Below are 17,724 nucleotides of genomic sequence, written 5' to 3'. Positions count from 1 at the left end.
GCCGTTGTGCGGGGCGAGTCCCCAGGGGACCGTGAGGACACCATCAGGAGCCCCGGAGAGGTAGGAAGCATGAGCACCGTAGAGCTCACCAAGGAAAACTTCGACCAGATCGTGAGCGACAACGACTTCGTTCTGATCGACTTCTGGGCTTCCTGGTGCGGTCCGTGCCGCCAGTTCGCGCCGGTGTTCGAGGCCGCGTCGGAGCGTCACGAGGACCTGGTCTTCGCGAAGGTGGACACCGAGGCGCAGCAGGAGCTCGCCGCCGCGTTCGAGATCCGCTCGATCCCCACGCTGATGATCGTCCGTGACAACGTGGCCGTCTTCGCCCAGCCCGGCGCGCTGCCCGAGGCGGCGCTGGAGGATGTGATCGGTCAGGCGCGCAAGCTCGACATGGCCGAGGTGCGCAAGTCCATCGAGGACGCCAAGCAGTAGGTCGCACGCGCGAAGGGCGGTACGGGGAGAATCCGTACCGCCCTTCGCGCTGCCGCTGCTCGGCGTCGGCGGCCCGTACGGGTGCTCAGCGCTCCGTACTCGGTGTCAGCGCTCCGTGCTCCGTGACAGCGCTCCGTGCTCAGCGCTCCAGGACCAGCGCCAGGCCCTGGCCGACGCCGATGCAGAGCGCGGCGAGGCCCGTGCCCGAGCCGGCCGCCGCGAGCTGGTGGGCGACCGAGCCGGCGAGCCGGGCGCCCGAGGCGCCCAGCGGGTGCCCGATGGCGATGGCGCCGCCGCGCGGATTGACGATCTCGGGGTCGAGTTCCGGCCACTCGGCGAGGCAGCCGAGGGACTGGGCGGCGAAGGCCTCGTTCAGCTCGAAGGTCGTCAGGTCCGCGAAGGAACGGTCCGCCTTGCCGAGCGCCCGCCGGACCGCCTCGACCGGGCCGAGGCCGAAGAGCTGCGGTTCGATTCCCGTGACGGCCGAGGCCCGGATGCGGGCGAGCGGCTCGCGGCCGGTCTCGCGCAGCCCCTCCTCGTCCACGAGGAGCAGGGCCGCGGCGCCGTCGTTGAGCGGCGAGGCGTTGCCCGCGGTGACCGTGCCGCCGTCGGTACGGAAGGACGGCTTCAGCCGAGCCAGGGCCTCCAGCGAGGTGTTGTCGCGGACGCACTCGTCACGGGTGAGGTCCACGCCGTCGTAGGGCACGACCTCGGCGTCGTACAGACCCTTCGCCCACGCCTCGGCCGCCTTCCGGTGGCTGGCCAGTGCGAAGCCGTCCTGCTGTTCGCGGGTGACGCCGTGCTTGTCGGCGACGAGCTCGGCGCCCTCGCCGAGCGAGACGGTCCAGTCGGCGGGCATCCTCGGGTTGGTCATGCGCCAGCCCAGGGTCGTGGAGTGCAGCTGCTGGTGTCCCGCCGGGAAGGCGCGCTCGGGCTTCTGCAGAACCCAGGGGGCGCGGGACATCGACTCGACGCCGCCCGCCACGACGACGGAGGCGTCGCCGAGCGCGATGGCGCGGGCGGCCTGGATCACGGCCTCCAGGCCGGAGCCGCAGAGGCGGTTGACGGTGACGCCGGGCACGGAGGTGGGGAGGCCGGCGAGCAGGACGGCCATGCGGGCCACGTCGCGGTTGTCCTCGCCGGCGCCGTTCGCGTCACCGAAGTACACGTCGTCGATCCGGGCGGGGTCGAGGTCCGGCACGCGGCCGATCAGCGCCTTGACGACGTGGGCGGCGAGGTCGTCGGGGCGGACCGAGGAGAGGGCGCCTCCGAACTTGCCGATCGGGGTGCGGACGGCGTCGACGATGTAGACGTCGCGGATGCTCATCGGTTCTCTCCCACGGGGACTTCGACAGGAAGCGTTCGCCGGTGAACCTTCCTTCGGAATCATGCGCGCCGAGTCTCTGCCGGACGGCGCCTTCTGTCAACGGTCCGGAGGGACGATATGTGGTCTGTACAACCGTCGGTCCGCCGGAGGGCGGTGGGCGACGGGACGGCGCGCCCTCAGGGGCCCGTATCGTGCCGGACCAGCGCCGTCAGGCCGTAGTCCAGCTCGCGTCCGTCGACCAGCAGGGCCTCGACCGTGCGGGTCTCCGGATCGATGTCGGCGGCCATGCCGTGGCCCTCGTAGCGGGGGTAGCCCGAGGAGCCCTGGCGGCCGGTGGCCTCGACCACCGCGGAGCGGACCGCGCTGTCCTCCACGGACGCGCCACCGCGGTCCTCCACGTGCTCGGGGACGAGGAGGATCTCGAAACGCTTCGGAATTCTGCTCATACTTCCGACGCTAAGCGCTCGCCCCGGTCCGCGCCGGACATGCCCTCCCGAGCCTCAGCTCGACTCGCGCGGTACGACTCGCGAGGCCATCAGATCCCGCGTCGACGGGGCGGCCTCCGGGTCACGGACCGCGCGGTCGACCAGCTCGGCCAGGTCCTCGCCGAGCACCATGTCGATCCGTACCGTGCTCAGCCGGGGCCGCAGCAGCCGCCCGAGGAGCAGGTCGTCCGAGCCGACGATCGCGGTCTCGTCCGGGACCGAGACCCCCGCGTCCTGCAGCGCCCGCATCAGCAGCATCGCGTACTCGTCGTTGTACGCGAAGGCCCCGTCGAGGCGCGACTCCCTCCACCGGGCGGCCAGTTCGCCGGCGGACTCCTCCTCGTACCGCATCGGCAGAGGTACGACGGTGGCGTCCGTGCCCTCGACCGCCTGCCGGGCGCCCTCCAGCCGCGGCCCGGAGAACAGCTCCAGGCCGGGCTCCTCGGGGACGACCACGCCGATCCGGCGCCTGCCCCGCTCGACCAGATGCGCGACCGCGACACGGCCCACCCGCGCCTGGTCCATGACCAGCGCGTGCGTGCCCTCGATCCGCTGCGGGCCGACGGTGATCACCGCCTTGGCGCCGGAGCGCTTGAGGATCTTCACGCCCCTCGGGGTGAGCTGCACCTCGCCGAGGGAGACCACGGCGACGGGGCGGAGCTCCGCCCAGGCCCGGGCGGCCTCGTCACCCTCCAGGCCCAGGCTGCCGTACTGCACCACGGTGTAGTCGAGGCGGCGCAGCGCCCACTGGAGTTCGTCGAAGAACCGGCTGTACAGCGGCCCGACCGGCATGTGCGCGCTGGGAAGCAGCACCATCCGGCTGTGGCCGGCGCGCAGACTGCGGGCCGCGGCGTGCGGCACATAGCCCAGCTCCTCGGCCGCCTCCCGCACCCGGCGGCGGGTCGGCTCGCTGATCCGTACGGCCGCGGTGTTGTTCAGCACGTACGAGACGGTGGCTCGGGACACGCCCGCGAGCCGCGCGACATCGGCGCTCGTCGGCACGGGACGTTCGGCGGAGTGTCTGGGTGACTGGCTCATCGCTCCGGCATCTTTCCAGACCCGCGCGGACCGGGGTCCGGTGGATGGCCGGATTCGAGTGCTCCGCAGTGCCCGCACACGCGCTTACCCGTGTCACCTGACTCTCTTCCGCTTCTTCCCCCACGCCGGGCGGGCTCTCCTCGCGGCCGCCGTACTGTCGGTGCTCGGGGCGCCGGCCGTGCGCCCGATCCGTAGGTGCGCTTGAGCACCCCGTCCCGAAAGGCGTCACCGTGCGGTTGCACACCACCACCTGGGGATCAGGCGACCGGATCGCCCTGCTGATCCACGGCATCATGTCCGACCACCGCACCTGGCGCAGGGTCGGGCCGGCGCTCGCCGCGCGCGGCTACCGGGTCATCGCCGTGGACCTGCGCGGTCACGGCGCCAGCGGCCGCGCCACCGGCCCGGAGGGGTACACCCCGGCGGACTACGCCGATGATGTGGTCGAAACCCTGCCGTCCGGGGCCGAGTTGGCGATCGGGCACTCGCTCGGCGGGCTGACGCTGGCCCTGGCCGTGGAGCGGCTCGCACCGCGCCGCGCGGTCTACTCCGACCCCGCCTGGCAGCTGCCGGCCGGGCCCGGCGGCTACCGCCCGGAGCTGTTCACGCAGAGCAAGTTCCTCACCCGCGAGCACCTACGGGAGTTCAATCCCCACTGGGAGGAGGAGGATCTCGACATCGAGACGGAGACGATACGGCTCTGGGACGAGCGAACGGCCCACGGCCTGGTGGGCTTCGCCGGCCGGGACGCGTGGCCCGTCGAGCCGGTCGTCCCCTCGCTGATCACGCTCGCAGATCCGAGCATGCTGGTCTCAACGGCAAACGCGCGGATGCTCAAGGAGCGCGGTTTCGAGCTCCGTACGGTCGTCGGCGCGGGCCACACCATCCACCGGGACGACTTCGACGGGTTCATGACCGCCCTGGACGGCTGGATCTGAGGTGCCGGGGCGCGTGTACGCGTCCGGCGAGTGGAGCACACCGCGGCCGGGGCCCACGCGGCTCCGGACCCCGGCCAGCGTGTGCGGAAGGTCAGTTGTGGCCGAACTTCCGTTCCTTCTTGTGGGCGACCTGCCGCGCGAGCGTGCGGGGTGTCTCGCCCGTCGCCGACGTGCCGGTCTGTTCCTTCGCCGTCGTCGCCACGGCTCGGTGTTCGTGCCCGCCCGTACGGGCTCCGTGGTTCACCCGGGTCTGTTTCTTGCCCACGATCGTGCCTCCTGTGACTCCTGGAGCGGACTCGGGACGCTGGGCCGTTCCCAGATTCGCACGCGGGTGCGAGCGGCGCATGTCAGGGCGTGGGGGTGCGCCCGGCCAGCACCGGCCACAGGTCGGGGTCCTCGAAGTTCAGCGCCCACAGGGCGGTGTTCACGACGCCGTGGCGGCGCAGGACGGGCAGGTGTCCGGCGACGCCCTTGGCGTCCTGGTACCACACCTCACGGGTGAGGTCGCCGTCCCGGTAGGTGAAGTACGGGGTGCTGGAGACGGGGTCGAGCCGGTAGGGGGCGCCGTGGGCGCGGCGCAGCGCCTCGGCCTCCTTCCAGGTGACGTGCGCGGCCTTTCCGGCGTACGCCTTCCCGCCGTCCGCCTTCCCGCCGCCCGCCGCGGCCCAGTCCCAGCCGTAGGCGGGCAGGGCGAGCTCGATCCGCTCGGGCGGTACGAGGGAGGCGGCGGTACGCAGCAGCTCGTCGTACCAGGCGGTGCTCGCGATCGGTCCGGGGGCGCCGCCCGCCCAGTGCAGGTTGTACGCCATGATCCGCACCCGGTCGGCCGCCCTGCCGAGGGCGGCGTAGTCCCAGACGCGGCCGGTGGTCGCGGTCTTGGGGCTCACCGTGACCACGCACTGTTTGGCGAGGGCGTGCAGTCGGGCGCACACGTCCTCGACGAGGGCGGTGTAACCGTCGCGTACGGCCGGGTAGGCGGAGTCGCCGGTGGTGGCGATGGACTCGTAGTCGAGGTCGAGGCCGTCGTAGTCGCGGGACACGGCGACGGCGGCCAGGGCCTTCGCGTGGGTGGCACGCCGGACGGGGTCGGTGAGGATTCCCGCGAGGACGCCGGAGGGCAGGGTCTCCATGACGGTGGGGACGACCTTGATGCCGGCCCGGTGGAGGCCGTCGATGACGAGCCGCTCGCCTGCGCCGGTGTGCGGGGCGATCCGGTCGGCGGTCTTCGTCTCGTACCAGAAGGGGCTGACGGTGTGCAGTTGGTCGGCGTGGCGGAGCGCGGCGAGATAGGCGGCCTCCTGGTCCCAGTAGGGGAGCCAGGCGGAGACGGTGCGCGGGGGGTCGTCCTCGGCCGCCCCGGCCGCCTGGGGTGCGGCGATGAGCAGGGCCGTCAGCGCGGTCAGGAGGGCGAGGGCGAGGGTGCGGGACGGTGTCGTAAGGGCCATGGACCGAGCCTCGGCGGACGGGGCCGGCGGCGCCCTGCGGGTTGGGCCATCCAGGCTCCGCGGGAGGCGCGGTCCCACTTCGGCACGCCGGGCAGCGCGGGTCTTCGCTTCGCCGGGCAGGCGCGGGTCCTCGATTCACCGGGCGGGCGCGGGTCTTCTTCGCCGGGCAGGCGCGGGTCCTCCCTTCGCCGCAGGCGCGGGTCCGGCAGGCCGGATCCGCAGGTCAGGCTTCCGGGAAGACCCGCTGGAACGCGGCGAGCGTCGTCCTGCCCGCCGTACGGTCCAGGATCGCGAAGACGATCTCGTCGAAGTGGCCGGCGAACCGGCCCTCGTCGGTGAGGAGCGTCCTGAAGACGCCCGCCACCTCGGCCGGGTCGTTCTGGAAGACCCCGCATCCCCAGGCGCCGAGGACGAGCCGGCGGTAGCCGCCGGCGACGGCCGTCTCCAGGACCCGTTCGGCGCGGGAGGCCAGGGCGGCCGGGACGCGGGGTGCGAGCCGGGGCGTCTGCCGGCGGATCACGCCCGCGTTCGGAGCGGGCGAGGTGAGGAAGCCGACCGTGAACGGCTCGTCCAGGAGGGCGCCCCGGTCGTCGCGGAAGACCGGGACGGTGGGCGAGAGGATGACCCGGTCGCTGTAGAAGACGTCCGTCCCCCAGGGGTTCGCCCGGGAGGCGTCCCCGGCCCGGTGATGGGCGTAGTACTCGGGGACGCGCAGCAGCGTGGTGTAGAGGGCGGATGACCGGCAGAGGGCCTCCTCCTGGGCCTGGGCGCCGTTGAGGTAGCCGCCGCCCGGGTTGCGGGCCGAGGCGAAGTTCAGGACGCCCACCGGGCCGTCGTGGGCGCGGGTCATGCGGCGGGCGGCGGCGAGGCTGCTCTCGTCGGTGACCTCGATGAGGGTGTCGCGGTCGGTGTCCGGGGTGACGGGTACGGGCTCGGGGCCGTACAGCCGTGTCGCCCGTACCGCCGCCGTCAGTTCCGCCTCGATGGACACCTTCCGTCCGCCGGGAGCTCGGTAGCGGCCCGCCTCGACGATCTCCTCGGTCTGTTTCGCGATGCCCCGCAACCGTGCGCTCATGGCCGGAAGCTTGATCGACTCCATCCCTCCCGACAAGGGGTTTTCCCGCGCGGGGGGCGGAAAGGCGGTCTTGCACGCCCGTCGACGGTGGCTTTAGGTGGAGTCAGCGCCTTCCACGACAGGAGGATCCGACATGGCGTCGAGCGGTATACCGCCGGGCGGTCCGCCCTTGACAGAGGACGAAGCGGAGGATTTGCTGCGATGTATCTGCTTCAAGACGGGACCGCCCCGCACGATCGGGGTGGAGGTGGAGTGGCTCCTCCACGAACTGCGTGACCCCCGGCTCCCCGTCCCGTCGCGGCGGCTGGCTTCCGCCCTCGACACCGTACGAACCCTGCCACTGGCCTCGGCACTGACCTTCGAACCCGGCGGGCAGCTGGAGCTCAGCTCGCCGCCCGCCGCCTCCCTCATGGAGTGTGTCGGCACTCTGTCGGCCGATCTCGGCGCGGTACGCGACGCGCTCGCCCCCCTCGGACTCTCGCTCAGCGGCTACGGGGTCGACCCCTGGCACGCTCCCCGCGACCGGCTGCTGCGCGAGCCGCGCTACGACGCGATGGAGCTCGCCCTCGACCGCACCGGCCCGGCCGGCCGGGCCATGATGTGCGAGTCGGCGTCGGTGCAGGTCTGTCTGGACGCCGGGCTGGAGGAACCGGGCCCGCTCGGCTACCACCGCCGCTGGCGGCTGGCGCATCTCCTCGGCGCGGTCCTGGTGGCCGCTTTCGCCAACTCCCCCCTCCACGGCGGCCGTCGCACCGGATGGCGCTCGACCCGGCAGGCTCTGTGGACCGATCTCGACCCGGCCCGGGCGCTCGCCCCGCCCGCCGTGGACGGCGAGCCGCGCGCGGCGTGGGCGGCGCATGTGCTCGACACCCCGGTGCTGTGTGTGCGGGCCGACGAAGGGACGTGGGCCGTCCCGGAGGGGCTGACCTTCCGGGAGTGGCTGCGTACGGGACGGCCGCGCCCGGCCGGCCAGGAGGACCTGCGCTACCACCTGACCACCCTCTTCCCTCCGGTACGGCCGCGCGGCCATCTGGAGCTGCGGATGATCGACGCGCAGCCCGGCGTGGACGGCTGGATCGTGCCGGTGGCCGTGGCCGCCGCGCTCTTCGACGATCCGGAGGCCTCCGAGACGGTGTACCGGGCCGTCAAACCGCTTGCGGAGTACGCGGGTTCGGCAGCGGCTCCGCGCAATCCGCTCTGGCTGGCGGCGGCCCGTGACGGGCTGGCCGATCCCGATCTGCACGCCGCCGCCCTGGTGGCGTTCCCGGCCGCTCTGGAGGCGCTCCCCCGGCTGGGTGCGAGCGAGTCCGTCCAGGGGGCGGTGGCCGCCTTCCACGAGCGGTACGTGATTCCCGGCGGCTGCCCGGCCGACGAACTCCGGAAGGTGACGTCATGACCGCGACCGACGATCCGACGACGCTGCGGCGGCGGGCGCTGGACGCTCTCACGACGGCACGGAAGCGCACCGCGCTCCTCACCTCGTGCGTCGAGGACGACGAACTCATCGCACAGCACTCGCCGTTGATGTCGCCTCTGGTGTGGGACCTGGCGCACATCGGCAACCAGGAGGAGCAGTGGCTGTGGCGGGCGGTCGCCGGCCGTGACGCGCTGCGGCCCGAGATCGACTCCCTCTACGACGCCTTCGAGCACCCTCGTGCCAGCCGGCCGTCCCTGCCCCTGCTGCCCCCCGCCGAGGCCCGCGCCTACGCCTCCGACGTACGCGGCCGGGTCCTGGACGTCCTGGAGCGCACGCCGCTGGAGGGCCGTCCGCTGGTGGAGGCCGCCTTCGCCTTCGGGATGATCGCCCAGCACGAACAGCAGCACGACGAGACCATGCTGATCACCCATCAGCTCCGCAAGGGGCCGTCCGCGCTGACGGCGCCCCCACCGCCGGCGGCGAGCGCCGGGCCGCTGCCCGCCGAAGTCCTCGTCCCGGGCGGCCCGTTCACGATGGGGACCTCCGACGAGCCGTGGGCACTGGACAACGAACGCCCGGCCCATACCCGGGTCGTCCCGGCGTTCTTCATCGACACCGCGCCGGTCACCAACGGCGCCTATACGGCGTTCGTCGCGGACGGCGGCTACACCGACGAACGCTGGTGGCGGCCGGAGGGCTGGGCACAGATCCGGCGGCACGGCATCGGGGCGCCGCTGTTCTGGCGCCGGGAGGGCGGGCAGTGGCTGCGCCGCCGGTTCGGGGTGACCGAGCCGGTCCCCGAGGACGAGCCCGTGGTGCATGTCAGCTGGTACGAGGCGGACGCCTACGCCCGCTGGGCCGGACGCAGGCTCCCCACCGAGCCGGAGTGGGAGAAGGCGGCCCGCCACGATCCGGCGACCGGGCGCTCCCGGCGCTATCCCTGGGGTGACGCGGACCCGGCTCCGGCCCACGCGAACCTCGGCCAGCGACACCTGCGGCCGGCTCCGGCGGGCAGCTGTCCGGACGGTGCCTCGCCGCTCGGGGTACGGCAGTTGATCGGGGACGTGTGGGAGTGGACGTCCAGTGACTTCCTGCCGTATCCGGGCTTCCGGGCCTTTCCGTACAAGGAGTACTCCGAGGTCTTCTTCGGTCCCGCGCACAAGGTGCTGCGGGGCGGGTCGTTCGCCGTCGACGCGGTCGCCTGCCGGGGCACGTTCCGCAACTGGGACCTGCCGGTGCGGCGCCAGATCTTCTCCGGATTCCGTACCGCACGGGACGCGGAGGCCACCTGATGTGCCGTCATGTCGCTTATCTCGGCGAGCCGGTCGCCCTCGGGGAGCTGGTGCTCCGGCCGGAGCACTCCCTGTGCCGGCAGGCGTGGGCGCCGCGTACGCAGGTCAGTGGCGTGGTGAACGCGGACGGGTTCGGGGTGGGCTGGTACGCGGAGGGCGACCCGGTCCCGGCGCGCTACCGCCGGGCGGTGCCGGTCTGGGCCGACACGTCCTTGGCCGATCTCGCCCGGGTGGTGCGCAGCAGCGCCCTGCTCGCGGCCGTCCGGGGGGCCACCCGGCCCGGTGCCGATGGGGAGGCCGCGGCGGCCCCGTTCGGGGCGGGGCCGTGGCTGTTCAGCCACAACGGCGCGGTCGAGGGCTGGCCGGAGTCGATGGCCGGCCCGGCCGCGGCGCTGTCGGCCGGGGAACTGATCGGGCTGGAGGCACGGACGGACTCGGCCCTGCTGTGGGGGCTGGTGCTGCACCGGCTGCGGGCCGGGGACGCGCCGGGGCGGGCGCTCGCCGACACCGTGCGGGAGGCCGCCGGGGCGGCCCCCGGCTCCCGGCTGAACCTGCTCGTCACCGACGGGTCCGAGATCACCGCGACGACCTGGGGGAACACGCTCTTCTATCTGACGGGCCCCGACCGGAGCGGCGCGCCGCGCACGGTCGTGGCGTCCGAGCCCTACGACGACGATCCGCTCTGGCGCGAGGTGCCGGACCACACAGTGCTCCGCGCCACCCGTACCGACGTCACCCTGTCCCCGCTCAAGGAGCCCTCCGCGTGAGCCCGTTCCAGCTGACCCGCACCCTTCCCGAGGACGCCACCGACGCCGCTCTGCGCGCCGACGTGCTGCACGGCCTGACCCGCACCCCCAAGGAGCTGCCGCCGAAGTGGTTCTACGACACGCGCGGCAGCGAGCTGTTCGAGGAGATCACCCGGCTCCCCGAGTACTACCCGACCCGTGCCGAACGGGAGATCCTTGCCGCCCGGGCGCCTGACATAGCGGCGGCCACCGGCGCCCGGACGCTGGTGGAGCTGGGCTCCGGCTCGTCGGAGAAGACCCGGTTCCTGATCGAGGCGCTGCTGCCCGGCCTGGACAGCTATGTGCCGGTGGACGTGAGCGAGTCGGCGCTGACCGGGGCGGCCGAGGCGCTGCTCGCGGAGCGGCCGGGGCTCCACCTCCACGCGCTGGTCGCCGACTTCACGCGGGGCCTGGCGCTGCCCGGCTCACCCGGGCCGCGCCTGATCGCGTTCCTCGGTGGCACGATCGGCAATCTCCTGCCGGCCGAGCGCAGGGTGTTCCTGCGCTCGGTGCGGGCGATGATGACGCCGGGCGACGCCCTGCTGCTCGGCACGGACCTGGTGAAGGACGAGGCGACGCTGGTCGCCGCGTACGACGACGCGGCCGGGGTGACGGCCGCTTTCAACAAGAACGTGCTGGCCGTGATCGCCCGTGAGCTGGACGCCGACGTGCGGCCGGAGGACTTCGACCATGTGGCGCTCTGGAACCGGGAGCGGGAGTGGATCGAGATGCGGCTGCGGGCCCGCCACGCCCTCACGGTGAAGGTGCGCGAGCTGGATCTGGTGGTGCCGTTCGAGCGGGGTGAGGAGGTACGGACGGAGGTGTCGGCGAAGTTCCGTCAGGCGGGTGTGTGCGAGGAGCTGACGGCGGCCGGTCTGGAGCCGGCCCACTGGTGGACGGATAGGGAGGGGCGGTTCGCGCTGTCGCTGGCGACGGCGCGCTGAGCCGCCCGGGCAAGGGTGCGCCGGTCCGTATATCGGATGCTGGATATCGGATCCAATATCCGTAGCTCGGCGACCAGCCCCCGGGCCGCCGCGATCCGCCACAGAGAGGCGGCCAGCGGATCGTCGCCCACGAAGGCGGCGGGCCCGGCGGGCCGGTAGCCGAGCCGTACCGGCTGCACGGCGGCCCCCGCGTCCAGCGCGGCCTGGAAGGGGGCCGGGCGGAAGGTGCCGCCGGCCCGCCCGCACCAGGTGGAGCCCTCGGGGAAGACGATCACCCGTCCGCCGTCGATGAGCGCCCGGGTCATCTCCCGGACGGTGCCGGGCAGGGCCCGCAGCCGGTCGCGTTCGATGAAGAGGGTGCCGCCCCGGGCCGCGAGCGGCCCGAGCACGGGCCACGTGCGGATCTCCCGCTTGGCGAGCATGCGGCCGGGCAGGACGGCGGCGAGGAGCGGGACGTCGAGCCAGGAAATGTGATTGGCGACGACGAGGAGGGGGCCGCGCCCGGTGGGGACGGGAGCGCCGGTGACTCTGATCCGTACGCCGAAGGCCCGTACCACCGCCCGGCACCACCACCGCGCCGACCATAGCCGGGCGTCCGGCGGCAGCAGCGCCGTGAGCGGGGCCAGCAGCACTCCGGCGAGGACCACGGCGAGGCCGGCGGTCAGCCGTGCCAGCGCTCGGGCGGGCCGCACGGTGGCGCACCCGGGACCGTGGTGCGCGCCGCACCTGCCGGGGGTGCAGGGCGCGGTCGGCAGCCAGGGGGACGGGGCCGCGTTCACCGGGCCGGTGCGAGGGAGAGGAAGTGGCGCAGATAGCGGGGGTCGGTGGTGCGCAGCGAGAGCAGGACGTAGAGGTCGGCGACGCCGAAGTCCACGTCGTGCGCGGGCGCTCCGCAGACCCAGGCGCCGAGCCGGAGGTAGCCGCGCAGCAGCGGCGGGAGTTCGGTGCGGCCCTCGGGGCGGGCGACGCCGTCGGGGGTCCAGAGCCGGTGCGGGGTGACCCGGTACTCCTCCGGGGCGAGGTGCTTGGCCTTGACGGTGTCCCAGGTGGCCGCGGCCAGCCCGCCGCCGTCGGCGAGCGGTAGCGAGCAGCAGCCGGCCAGCCAGTTGTGGCCGGTACGGGTCATGTAGCGGGCGAGTCCGGCCCAGATGAGGGCGATGACGGCGCCGTTGCGGTGGGCCGGGTGGACGCAGGAGCGGCCGACCTCGACGAGGTCGTCGCGGACGGGCGCGAGCCGGCCGAGGTCGAACTCGCTCTCGGAGTAGAGGCGTCCGGCGATCCGGGCGCGGTCCGGCGGCAGGACCCGGTACGTTCCGACGACCTCGCCGGTGGTCTCCTCGCGTACCAGCAGGTGGTCGCAGTACGCGTCGAAGGCGTCGGTGTCCAGGCCGGGTTCGGGCCCGTCGAGGCGTGCGCCCATCTCCCCGGCGAAGACCTGGTGGCGCAGCCGCTGGGCGGCGCGGACGTCCTCCTGGTCGCGGGCGAGGCCGACGACATAGCGGGGCTGCGGGTCCCCGGTCGGCCGGGCGGGCACCCCGGCCTGGGCGGGGACACCGCCGGCGGCGGGGCCGGGCGGAGCCGGGACGCCGAGCGGGGCCGTGGTGCCGGTCGCGGTGCCGGTCTGGGCCGGGAGGCCGGCCGGGACCGGGACGGCGGGTGCGACGGCGACTGCGGGCGACGGTGCGGGCATGTCGGGCTCCTCCGGCGTACGGAAGGGGACGGTGAGGGCCGGGCCGCGCGGGGCGGTGGTCCGGCTCCTTACTTCTTCCGTGACCGGCTGGATTCGACGTGTCCGTTCGGGGGCTCGCGGGTGTGGATGCGCTGAATGCTATTCGGCGAGCGCCTGGGTGATCTGCTCGGAGGCGTGCTCCGCCGCCCGCTTGGGATCCTCGCCCTGGAGGACCGCCGTCATGTACGGCTTGATGGGGTTGGCGGCCTCGACGTCGGCCCACTGGGGGGAGTTGGGCGTGGCCCGGCCGCGCGCCGCTCCGACGGCCATGACGGCGGTGGCCTCCTGGCCCTCGACGACGGAGGCGAGCGACGTCTTGTTGGGGACGTAGTTCATGGCGCGGGCGAGTTCGGTCTGCCATTTCTCGCCCGCCAGGGCCTTCACGACGTCGATGGCGGCGGTCCGCTCGGGCGCGTTCTCGGGGATGATCAGGTCGGATCCGCCGGTGAAGACGGCGCAGGGCTCTCCGGCCTTCTTTCCGGGGATCGGGAAGAAGCCGAGCTTGCCCTTCAGCGCCGGGTTCGCCCGGGTGATGGCGGAGACGGCGCTGGGCGTGGCGATGATCTGGGCGACGTCCCCCTTGGCGAACACCTCCGCCTGGGGCGGTGTCTGTTCGTCCGCGTTCTTGGGGCCCGAGCCGAGGGACTGCAGGTCCTTGTAGAAATCCATGCCGCGCAGCGCCGCCGGGCTGTCCAGGGCGCCGGTCCAGTCACCGCCCTTGTCGTCGGCCAGTTCGCCGCCCTCGTCCCAGATGAAGCCGGCCAGCGTGTACCAGTCCTGGCCCGCGAGGTAGACGCCCTGGGTGCCGTCCCGGTTGAGCTTCTCGGTGTCGTCGAGCCACTGGGCGCGGGTGGCCGGCGGCTTGGTGACGCCGGCCGCCGCGAAGAGGTCCTTGTGGTAGATCACGACCCGGTTGGCCGCGTACCAGGGGATGCCGTACTGGGAGCCCGCGATCCGGCCGGGTTCGGCGAGGCCGGGCAGCCAGTCCTCGCTGCCGAGGTCGCGCACGGACTCCAGGGTCAGGTCGAAGAGCTTGTCGGTGTCCGCGTACTGGGCGACCTGGGTGTTGCCGACCTCGATGACGTCCGGGCCGCCGGGCCCCTGGATCGCCTCGGTGACCTTCTTGCCGATGCCGGTCCACTCCTGGAACGTGAACCGCAGCTTCACGCCCGCGTGCTCGGCTTCGTACGCCGCGGTGAAACGCTTGAGGAAGTCCTCGCTGACGCTGTCCCGCATCAGCCAGACGCTCACCGTGCGGCTCTGGTCCCCGCCGGGCAGGAGCCCGCAGCCCGTGACCGCGAGGGCGGTGGCGACGGCGAGAGGGCAGGCGAGAGGGCGGTTCTTCACGTAGGTCACCTTCTGCGTTCCATGGCATGGAGTGCGGCATGAGGAGCTGACCCGACGTGGGGGGAACGAACGGGGTGTTCGCGCGGGTGGTGGCCTGGATTCTGGTCTGGACCAACGGGGTGGTCAAGTCCTGGACGATTTCCTTCCGGAGGAGCACGAGGCCCCGCCCGCGGTCGTGCCGCCGGTCCGGCGCGCGACGTGTCGCGGACCGGGGCGTGGTGGGGCACGGTGGAATGACCCCGTTGAGACCCCATGGAGAGGAGTTCGGCCCCCATGTCGAACCACACCTACCGCGTCACCGAGATCGTCGGCACCTCCACGGAAGGCGTCGACCAGGCCATCCGCAACGGCATCGGCCGTGCCGCGCAGACGCTGCGGTCACTCGACTGGTTCGAGGTGACGCAGGTCCGCGGCCACATCGTCGACGGGCAGATCGAGCACTACCAGGTCGGTCTGAAGGTCGGCTTCCGCCTGGAGGACGGTGAGTGACGACGGCGGGAGCGCGGGCCCGGGTGACAGACCGCGCGACCGCGCGTGGGGACGGCGGGAGCCGCGACCCGGGTGACGGGCCGCGCGACAGCGGCTGACGGCGCCTGCGCGGTGCCGTCAGGTGCGGCCCTCCCTCTCCTGGGCGTCCTTCAGCTCCGCGGACGGCACCGCCCAGCGGGCCCGTACGACCGTGAAGCCCGCGGCCTCCGCCGCGTCGCAGACCAGGTCGTCGTCGTCGACGAGCATCCGGATCTCACGCTCCCGGCCGAGCCTGCGCAGGATCTCCAATTTGGTCACCCGCGCCGGGCGGCGGTCGGTGTCGCGCCGCATGTGGATCCGGCCCTCGGGCAGCCCCTGGGCGGCCAGCCAGGCGACGGTGTCGCGGCGGCACCGCTCGGGGCGCCCCGTGAGATAGACGATCTCGCACTCCCGCGCCGTCTCCAGGCAGAACTCGACGCCCTTGGCGAGCGGCGGGTCGTCGGGCGCGGCGGCGAAGAAGCCGTCCCAGTCACGGGGCCGCCGCTCCAGGAAGTGCTGGCGGTGGGCGGTGCCGGAGAGCGTGTTGTCGAGGTCGAAGACGGCCACTGGCCGGTTGATGCGCGTCACGTCGCCAGCCTAGGGGGCGTCCTGTCGATCAGCCGGGCCTGATCGGCAAGACGGCCTCCGGGGAATCCTCGTGGCGCGAGGACGTTGAACCGGGCGTGACCTCTTCACTCGACGGCATCCGCTTCTCCGTCCTCGACCGCTCCCGCACCCGGGAGGGCGAGGAAGGCGCTCAGGCGCTGCGCGACACCGTACGCCTCGCGCGGGAGGCGGAGAGGCTCGGTTATCACCGCTTCTGGGTCTCGGAGCACCACAGCGTGCCGGGCGTGGCGGGGTCGGCGCCGACCGTCCTGGCCGCCGCCGTGGCCGGCGCGACCTCGGTCATCCGGGTCGGTACGGGAGGGGTGATGCTCCCCAACCACCAGCCGATGGTCGTCGCCGAACAGTTCGGCGTCCTCGAAGCGCTGTTCCCCGGCCGGATCGACATGGGGCTCGGCCGCTCCGTCGGCTTCACCGACGGGATCCGGCGGGCGCTGGGGCGGGACAAGGAGGACGCCGAACGGTTCGGGGAGCAGCTGACCGAGCTGCTTGGCTGGTTCACGGGGACCCAGACCGCCCATCCCCAGGTGCACGCCCGCCCGGCGGAGGGCCTGAGCGTCCCGCCGTACGTCCTCGCGACCGGGGAGGGCGCCGCCCTCGCCGCCGAGGCGGGGCTGCCGCTGGTCATCGGCGATCTGCGCGGCCGGGAACGGCTGCTGACGGCGATCGACGCGTACCGGTCCGGCTTCCGTCCCTCGGCCTGGGCGCGGGAGCCGTACGTCGTCGTCGCGGGCACGGTCGCCGTGGCGGGGAGCGAGGAGGAGGCCCGGCGCCTGCTGGTTCCGGAGGCGTGGTCGCTGGCGTACTCGCGCACGCGGGGCGTCTTCCCGCCGCTGATGCCCGCCGAGCGGATCGAGCGGTTGCCGATGACCGACAAGCAGCGCGGCTTCTTCGAGTCGGGGCTGCGGGGCCATGTGTACGGCACGGAGGAGCAGGTCGCCGAGGCGCTGGAGCGGGTGGTGAAGGAGACCGGGGCGCAGGAGGTGCTGGTGACGACCAGTACGTACGACCGCGGGGCGCTGCTCGACTCGTACCGCCGGCTCGCCCGCGTCACGGGCCTGACCGGCACGGACGGCTGATACCGGATAACGCCCCGACGGGGCCCGAGTCCGCCCTTGTCACGCGGCCGACCGCGTGACAAGGGCACGGAAGTGCCGTGTCGCGCCCCTCGCGCCCGGACCGAAGAGATGAAGATGTGCTGTGCGTTTCCGCCGATTCCTGGCCACAGTGCTGCTCTTCCTGTCGACGCCGACGACGGCCCTGGCCGCCGTTCCGTCCACGGGCGACCAGCACGGCACCGCGTCGAGGCCGAAGTCGTTCACGATCTCCGGCGTCGACCTCCATGACGCGCAGATCGTCAAGTTCGGTCGCCGCTACTTCATGTACGGCAGCATGTACGGCTGCGGGTTCCAGTGGTACGTCCGCGGCACCAAGTGGTGCGGCTTCGGGGTCAGCACCGCCTGGAAGCCGCAGGGGCCGTGGAGCGAACCCCGGCCGCTGTTCTCCCCGACGTCCACCGATCCCTCGACGCTCCAGTCCTGGCAGGAGACGTGCGGCCGGACCGGTCAGGGCTGCTTCAACCCCCGCATGATCCGGCGGAAGGGATGGGGCGAGGACGACGGCGCGTTCATCCTGTGGTTCAACGCGCCCCGCCAGTACTCGATGGGGGCTCGGAACGCCTACAACGCCATGGGCTGCGAGGGTCCGGTGGGGCCGTGCGGTCCGGAGGCCGGGGCGCCCTTCGGGTCGTACCGGAAGCCGGACCTCGACATCTGCCGGGGCAACGGCGACTTCGGTTTCATCGACTCGGCCACGCCGGGAGCCCGCCCGGCCCTCGTCTGCACCCGAGCCGGCACGGCTGCGCTCTCCCTCCAGGAGCTCGATCGGTGGGGCACCGGCGGTACTCCGGGCCGGGGAGTCGAGCGGGTCGCCGGCATCAGCAGGGCGGAGGGACCCGGGGGCTACTGGGACCCCGTCCACCGGCGGTACGTCCTCACCTACTCCGACCACGGCTGCGGCTACTGCGCCGGTACCCCCATCGGCTACGCCACGGCCCCGAGCCTCTACGACGGCTGGTCGGCGCCGGGCAACGTCGGGTGGGGCGCCCCGGCGTTCGGGCGTCGCGCGTTCCACGCGAACTCGTGCGGCGGGCAGCCCCGTACCGTGGCGGTCCTGGACGGGCGGCCCTGGCAGATCATCGACCTGTGGCTCGGGACCCGCAACGAGGCCGGGGCCGCCACCCACCTCGTACCGCTCAGCTATGCGCCGACTCCCGGCGTGCCCGGGGACGGGCAGGTCTGGCGGCCGCCCCTCACCCTGAGGTGCTGAGCCCGGCGGCG

At 73.2% G+C, this 17,724-nt stretch carries 19 protein-coding genes; 9 read left to right on the top strand and 10 right to left on the bottom strand.

Features of this window, described 5'->3' with window-relative positions:
• Positions 1 to 69: 69 nt before the first annotated feature.
• Positions 70 to 432 (top strand): thioredoxin, encoded by a 363-nt coding sequence (gene trxA, locus ACWDX6_RS10005; RefSeq protein ID WP_356896301.1) that lies wholly within the window; start codon positions 70 to 72, stop codon positions 430 to 432.
• 139 nt (positions 433 to 571) lie between these two features.
• Here trxA and ACWDX6_RS10000 read toward each other — a convergent pair whose 3' ends face one another.
• The 3 genes from ACWDX6_RS10000 to ACWDX6_RS09990 all read right to left on the bottom strand — a co-directional run bounded on the left by ACWDX6_RS10000 (position 572) and on the right by ACWDX6_RS09990 (position 3,282).
• Complete coding sequence (locus ACWDX6_RS10000; RefSeq protein ID WP_451484457.1) at positions 572 to 1,759, bottom strand: thiolase family protein; 1,188 nt, start codon at positions 1,757 to 1,759, stop codon at positions 572 to 574.
• Positions 1,760 to 1,935: 176 nt separating this feature from the next.
• Positions 1,936 to 2,205, bottom strand: a complete 270-nt coding sequence (locus ACWDX6_RS09995) for a hypothetical protein (protein ID WP_451484456.1) — start codon at positions 2,203 to 2,205, stop codon at positions 1,936 to 1,938.
• A 54-nt stretch (positions 2,206 to 2,259) separates the two neighbouring features.
• Entirely contained in the window at positions 2,260 to 3,282 is a 1,023-nt protein-coding gene (locus ACWDX6_RS09990; RefSeq protein ID WP_451484455.1) for a LacI family DNA-binding transcriptional regulator, read from the bottom strand.
• A 230-nt stretch (positions 3,283 to 3,512) separates the two neighbouring features.
• Between ACWDX6_RS09990 and ACWDX6_RS09985 the strand changes: the two genes are divergently transcribed.
• On the top strand, positions 3,513 to 4,220 hold the full coding sequence (locus ACWDX6_RS09985) for an alpha/beta fold hydrolase (protein ID WP_451484454.1): 708 nt from the start codon (positions 3,513 to 3,515) through the stop codon (positions 4,218 to 4,220).
• A gap of 91 nt (positions 4,221 to 4,311) precedes the next feature.
• On the opposite strand, the gene ACWDX6_RS09980 is transcribed toward ACWDX6_RS09985, so the two are convergent.
• The 3 genes from ACWDX6_RS09980 to ACWDX6_RS09970 form a co-directional block, all read right to left on the bottom strand.
• Positions 4,312 to 4,485 carry a hypothetical protein gene (locus tag ACWDX6_RS09980; RefSeq protein ID WP_451484453.1) on the bottom strand — a complete coding sequence of 58 codons (174 nt, stop codon included), beginning with the start codon at positions 4,483 to 4,485 and terminating at the stop codon, positions 4,312 to 4,314.
• An 82-nt stretch (positions 4,486 to 4,567) separates the two neighbouring features.
• The gene (locus ACWDX6_RS09975; RefSeq protein ID WP_451484452.1) at positions 4,568 to 5,665 is read right to left on the bottom strand and encodes a glycosyl hydrolase family 18 protein; all 1,098 of its coding nucleotides are present in this window, start codon (positions 5,663 to 5,665) and stop codon (positions 4,568 to 4,570) included.
• A gap of 223 nt (positions 5,666 to 5,888) precedes the next feature.
• Positions 5,889 to 6,740: a TIGR02452 family protein gene (locus ACWDX6_RS09970; protein WP_451484451.1), complete on the bottom strand. Its 852-nt coding sequence runs from the start codon at positions 6,738 to 6,740 to the stop codon at positions 5,889 to 5,891.
• Between the two features lie 133 nt (positions 6,741 to 6,873).
• Between ACWDX6_RS09970 and egtA the strand changes: the two genes are divergently transcribed.
• From egtA to egtD, 4 genes are read left to right on the top strand one after another with little or no spacing between them, the layout of a single operon-like run.
• Complete coding sequence (gene egtA, locus ACWDX6_RS09965; protein WP_451484450.1) at positions 6,874 to 8,136, top strand: ergothioneine biosynthesis glutamate--cysteine ligase EgtA; 1,263 nt, start codon at positions 6,874 to 6,876, stop codon at positions 8,134 to 8,136.
• Positions 8,133 to 9,449, top strand: coding sequence for an ergothioneine biosynthesis protein EgtB (gene egtB, locus ACWDX6_RS09960; protein WP_451484449.1), 1,317 nt, complete (start codon positions 8,133 to 8,135; stop codon positions 9,447 to 9,449). The genes egtA and egtB overlap by 4 nt, the downstream gene beginning before the upstream one ends.
• Positions 9,449 to 10,216: an ergothioneine biosynthesis protein EgtC gene (gene egtC, locus ACWDX6_RS09955; protein ID WP_451484448.1), complete on the top strand. Its 768-nt coding sequence runs from the start codon at positions 9,449 to 9,451 to the stop codon at positions 10,214 to 10,216. Before egtB ends, egtC begins: the two co-directional genes overlap by 1 nt.
• Positions 10,213 to 11,178 carry an L-histidine N(alpha)-methyltransferase gene (gene egtD, locus ACWDX6_RS09950; RefSeq protein WP_451484447.1) on the top strand — a complete coding sequence of 322 codons (966 nt, stop codon included), beginning with the start codon at positions 10,213 to 10,215 and terminating at the stop codon, positions 11,176 to 11,178. The genes egtC and egtD overlap by 4 nt, the downstream gene beginning before the upstream one ends.
• Here the strand turns inward: egtD and ACWDX6_RS09945 are convergent.
• The 3 genes from ACWDX6_RS09945 to ACWDX6_RS09935 form a co-directional block, all read right to left on the bottom strand.
• Entirely contained in the window at positions 11,073 to 11,957 is an 885-nt protein-coding gene (locus ACWDX6_RS09945) for a lysophospholipid acyltransferase family protein (protein ID WP_451484446.1), read from the bottom strand. The genes egtD and ACWDX6_RS09945 overlap by 106 nt on opposite strands.
• On the bottom strand, positions 11,954 to 12,868 hold the full coding sequence (locus ACWDX6_RS09940; protein ID WP_451484445.1) for a GNAT family N-acetyltransferase: 915 nt from the start codon (positions 12,866 to 12,868) through the stop codon (positions 11,954 to 11,956). The genes ACWDX6_RS09945 and ACWDX6_RS09940 overlap by 4 nt, the downstream gene beginning before the upstream one ends.
• A gap of 138 nt (positions 12,869 to 13,006) precedes the next feature.
• The gene (locus ACWDX6_RS09935; RefSeq protein WP_451484444.1) at positions 13,007 to 14,254 is read right to left on the bottom strand and encodes an extracellular solute-binding protein; all 1,248 of its coding nucleotides are present in this window, start codon (positions 14,252 to 14,254) and stop codon (positions 13,007 to 13,009) included.
• Between the two features lie 273 nt (positions 14,255 to 14,527).
• Between ACWDX6_RS09935 and ACWDX6_RS09930 the strand changes: the two genes are divergently transcribed.
• Positions 14,528 to 14,743, top strand: coding sequence for a dodecin (locus ACWDX6_RS09930; protein ID WP_451484443.1), 216 nt, complete (start codon positions 14,528 to 14,530; stop codon positions 14,741 to 14,743).
• 117 nt (positions 14,744 to 14,860) lie between these two features.
• Here ACWDX6_RS09930 and ACWDX6_RS09925 read toward each other — a convergent pair whose 3' ends face one another.
• Positions 14,861 to 15,349, bottom strand: a complete 489-nt coding sequence (locus ACWDX6_RS09925) for a phosphatase domain-containing protein (protein WP_451484442.1) — start codon at positions 15,347 to 15,349, stop codon at positions 14,861 to 14,863.
• 95 nt (positions 15,350 to 15,444) lie between these two features.
• Here ACWDX6_RS09925 and ACWDX6_RS09920 point away from each other — a divergent pair, with 95 nt between their 5' ends.
• Both ACWDX6_RS09920 and ACWDX6_RS09915 read left to right on the top strand, forming a co-directional pair.
• Positions 15,445 to 16,464: an LLM class flavin-dependent oxidoreductase gene (locus ACWDX6_RS09920; RefSeq protein ID WP_451484441.1), complete on the top strand. Its 1,020-nt coding sequence runs from the start codon at positions 15,445 to 15,447 to the stop codon at positions 16,462 to 16,464.
• Between the two features lie 121 nt (positions 16,465 to 16,585).
• Positions 16,586 to 17,713 carry a hypothetical protein gene (locus ACWDX6_RS09915; RefSeq protein WP_451484440.1) on the top strand — a complete coding sequence of 376 codons (1,128 nt, stop codon included), beginning with the start codon at positions 16,586 to 16,588 and terminating at the stop codon, positions 17,711 to 17,713.
• The last annotated feature ends 11 nt before the right edge of the window (positions 17,714 to 17,724 follow it).

It is taken from the genome of Streptomyces sp. NPDC003027 (genome assembly GCF_053591435.1).
This window is presented reverse-complemented; position numbering and strand designations above follow the sequence as displayed.

Coding starts and splice junctions, on each gene's coding strand:
- trxA (WP_356896301.1), top strand. CDS start 70: ATGAGCACCGTAGAGCTCACCAAGGAAAACTTCGACCAGATCGTGAGC.
- ACWDX6_RS10000 (WP_451484457.1), bottom strand. CDS start 1,759: ATGAGCATCCGCGACGTCTACATCGTCGACGCCGTCCGCACCCCGATC.
- ACWDX6_RS09995 (WP_451484456.1), bottom strand. CDS start 2,205: ATGAGCAGAATTCCGAAGCGTTTCGAGATCCTCCTCGTCCCCGAGCAC.
- ACWDX6_RS09990 (WP_451484455.1), bottom strand. CDS start 3,282: ATGAGCCAGTCACCCAGACACTCCGCCGAACGTCCCGTGCCGACGAGC.
- ACWDX6_RS09975 (WP_451484452.1), bottom strand. CDS start 5,665: ATGGCCCTTACGACACCGTCCCGCACCCTCGCCCTCGCCCTCCTGACC.
- ACWDX6_RS09970 (WP_451484451.1), bottom strand. CDS start 6,740: ATGAGCGCACGGTTGCGGGGCATCGCGAAACAGACCGAGGAGATCGTC.
- egtA (WP_451484450.1), top strand. CDS start 6,874: ATGGCGTCGAGCGGTATACCGCCGGGCGGTCCGCCCTTGACAGAGGAC.
- egtB (WP_451484449.1), top strand. CDS start 8,133: ATGACCGCGACCGACGATCCGACGACGCTGCGGCGGCGGGCGCTGGAC.
- egtC (WP_451484448.1), top strand. CDS start 9,449: ATGTGCCGTCATGTCGCTTATCTCGGCGAGCCGGTCGCCCTCGGGGAG.
- ACWDX6_RS09940 (WP_451484445.1), bottom strand. CDS start 12,868: ATGCCCGCACCGTCGCCCGCAGTCGCCGTCGCACCCGCCGTCCCGGTC.
- ACWDX6_RS09930 (WP_451484443.1), top strand. CDS start 14,528: ATGTCGAACCACACCTACCGCGTCACCGAGATCGTCGGCACCTCCACG.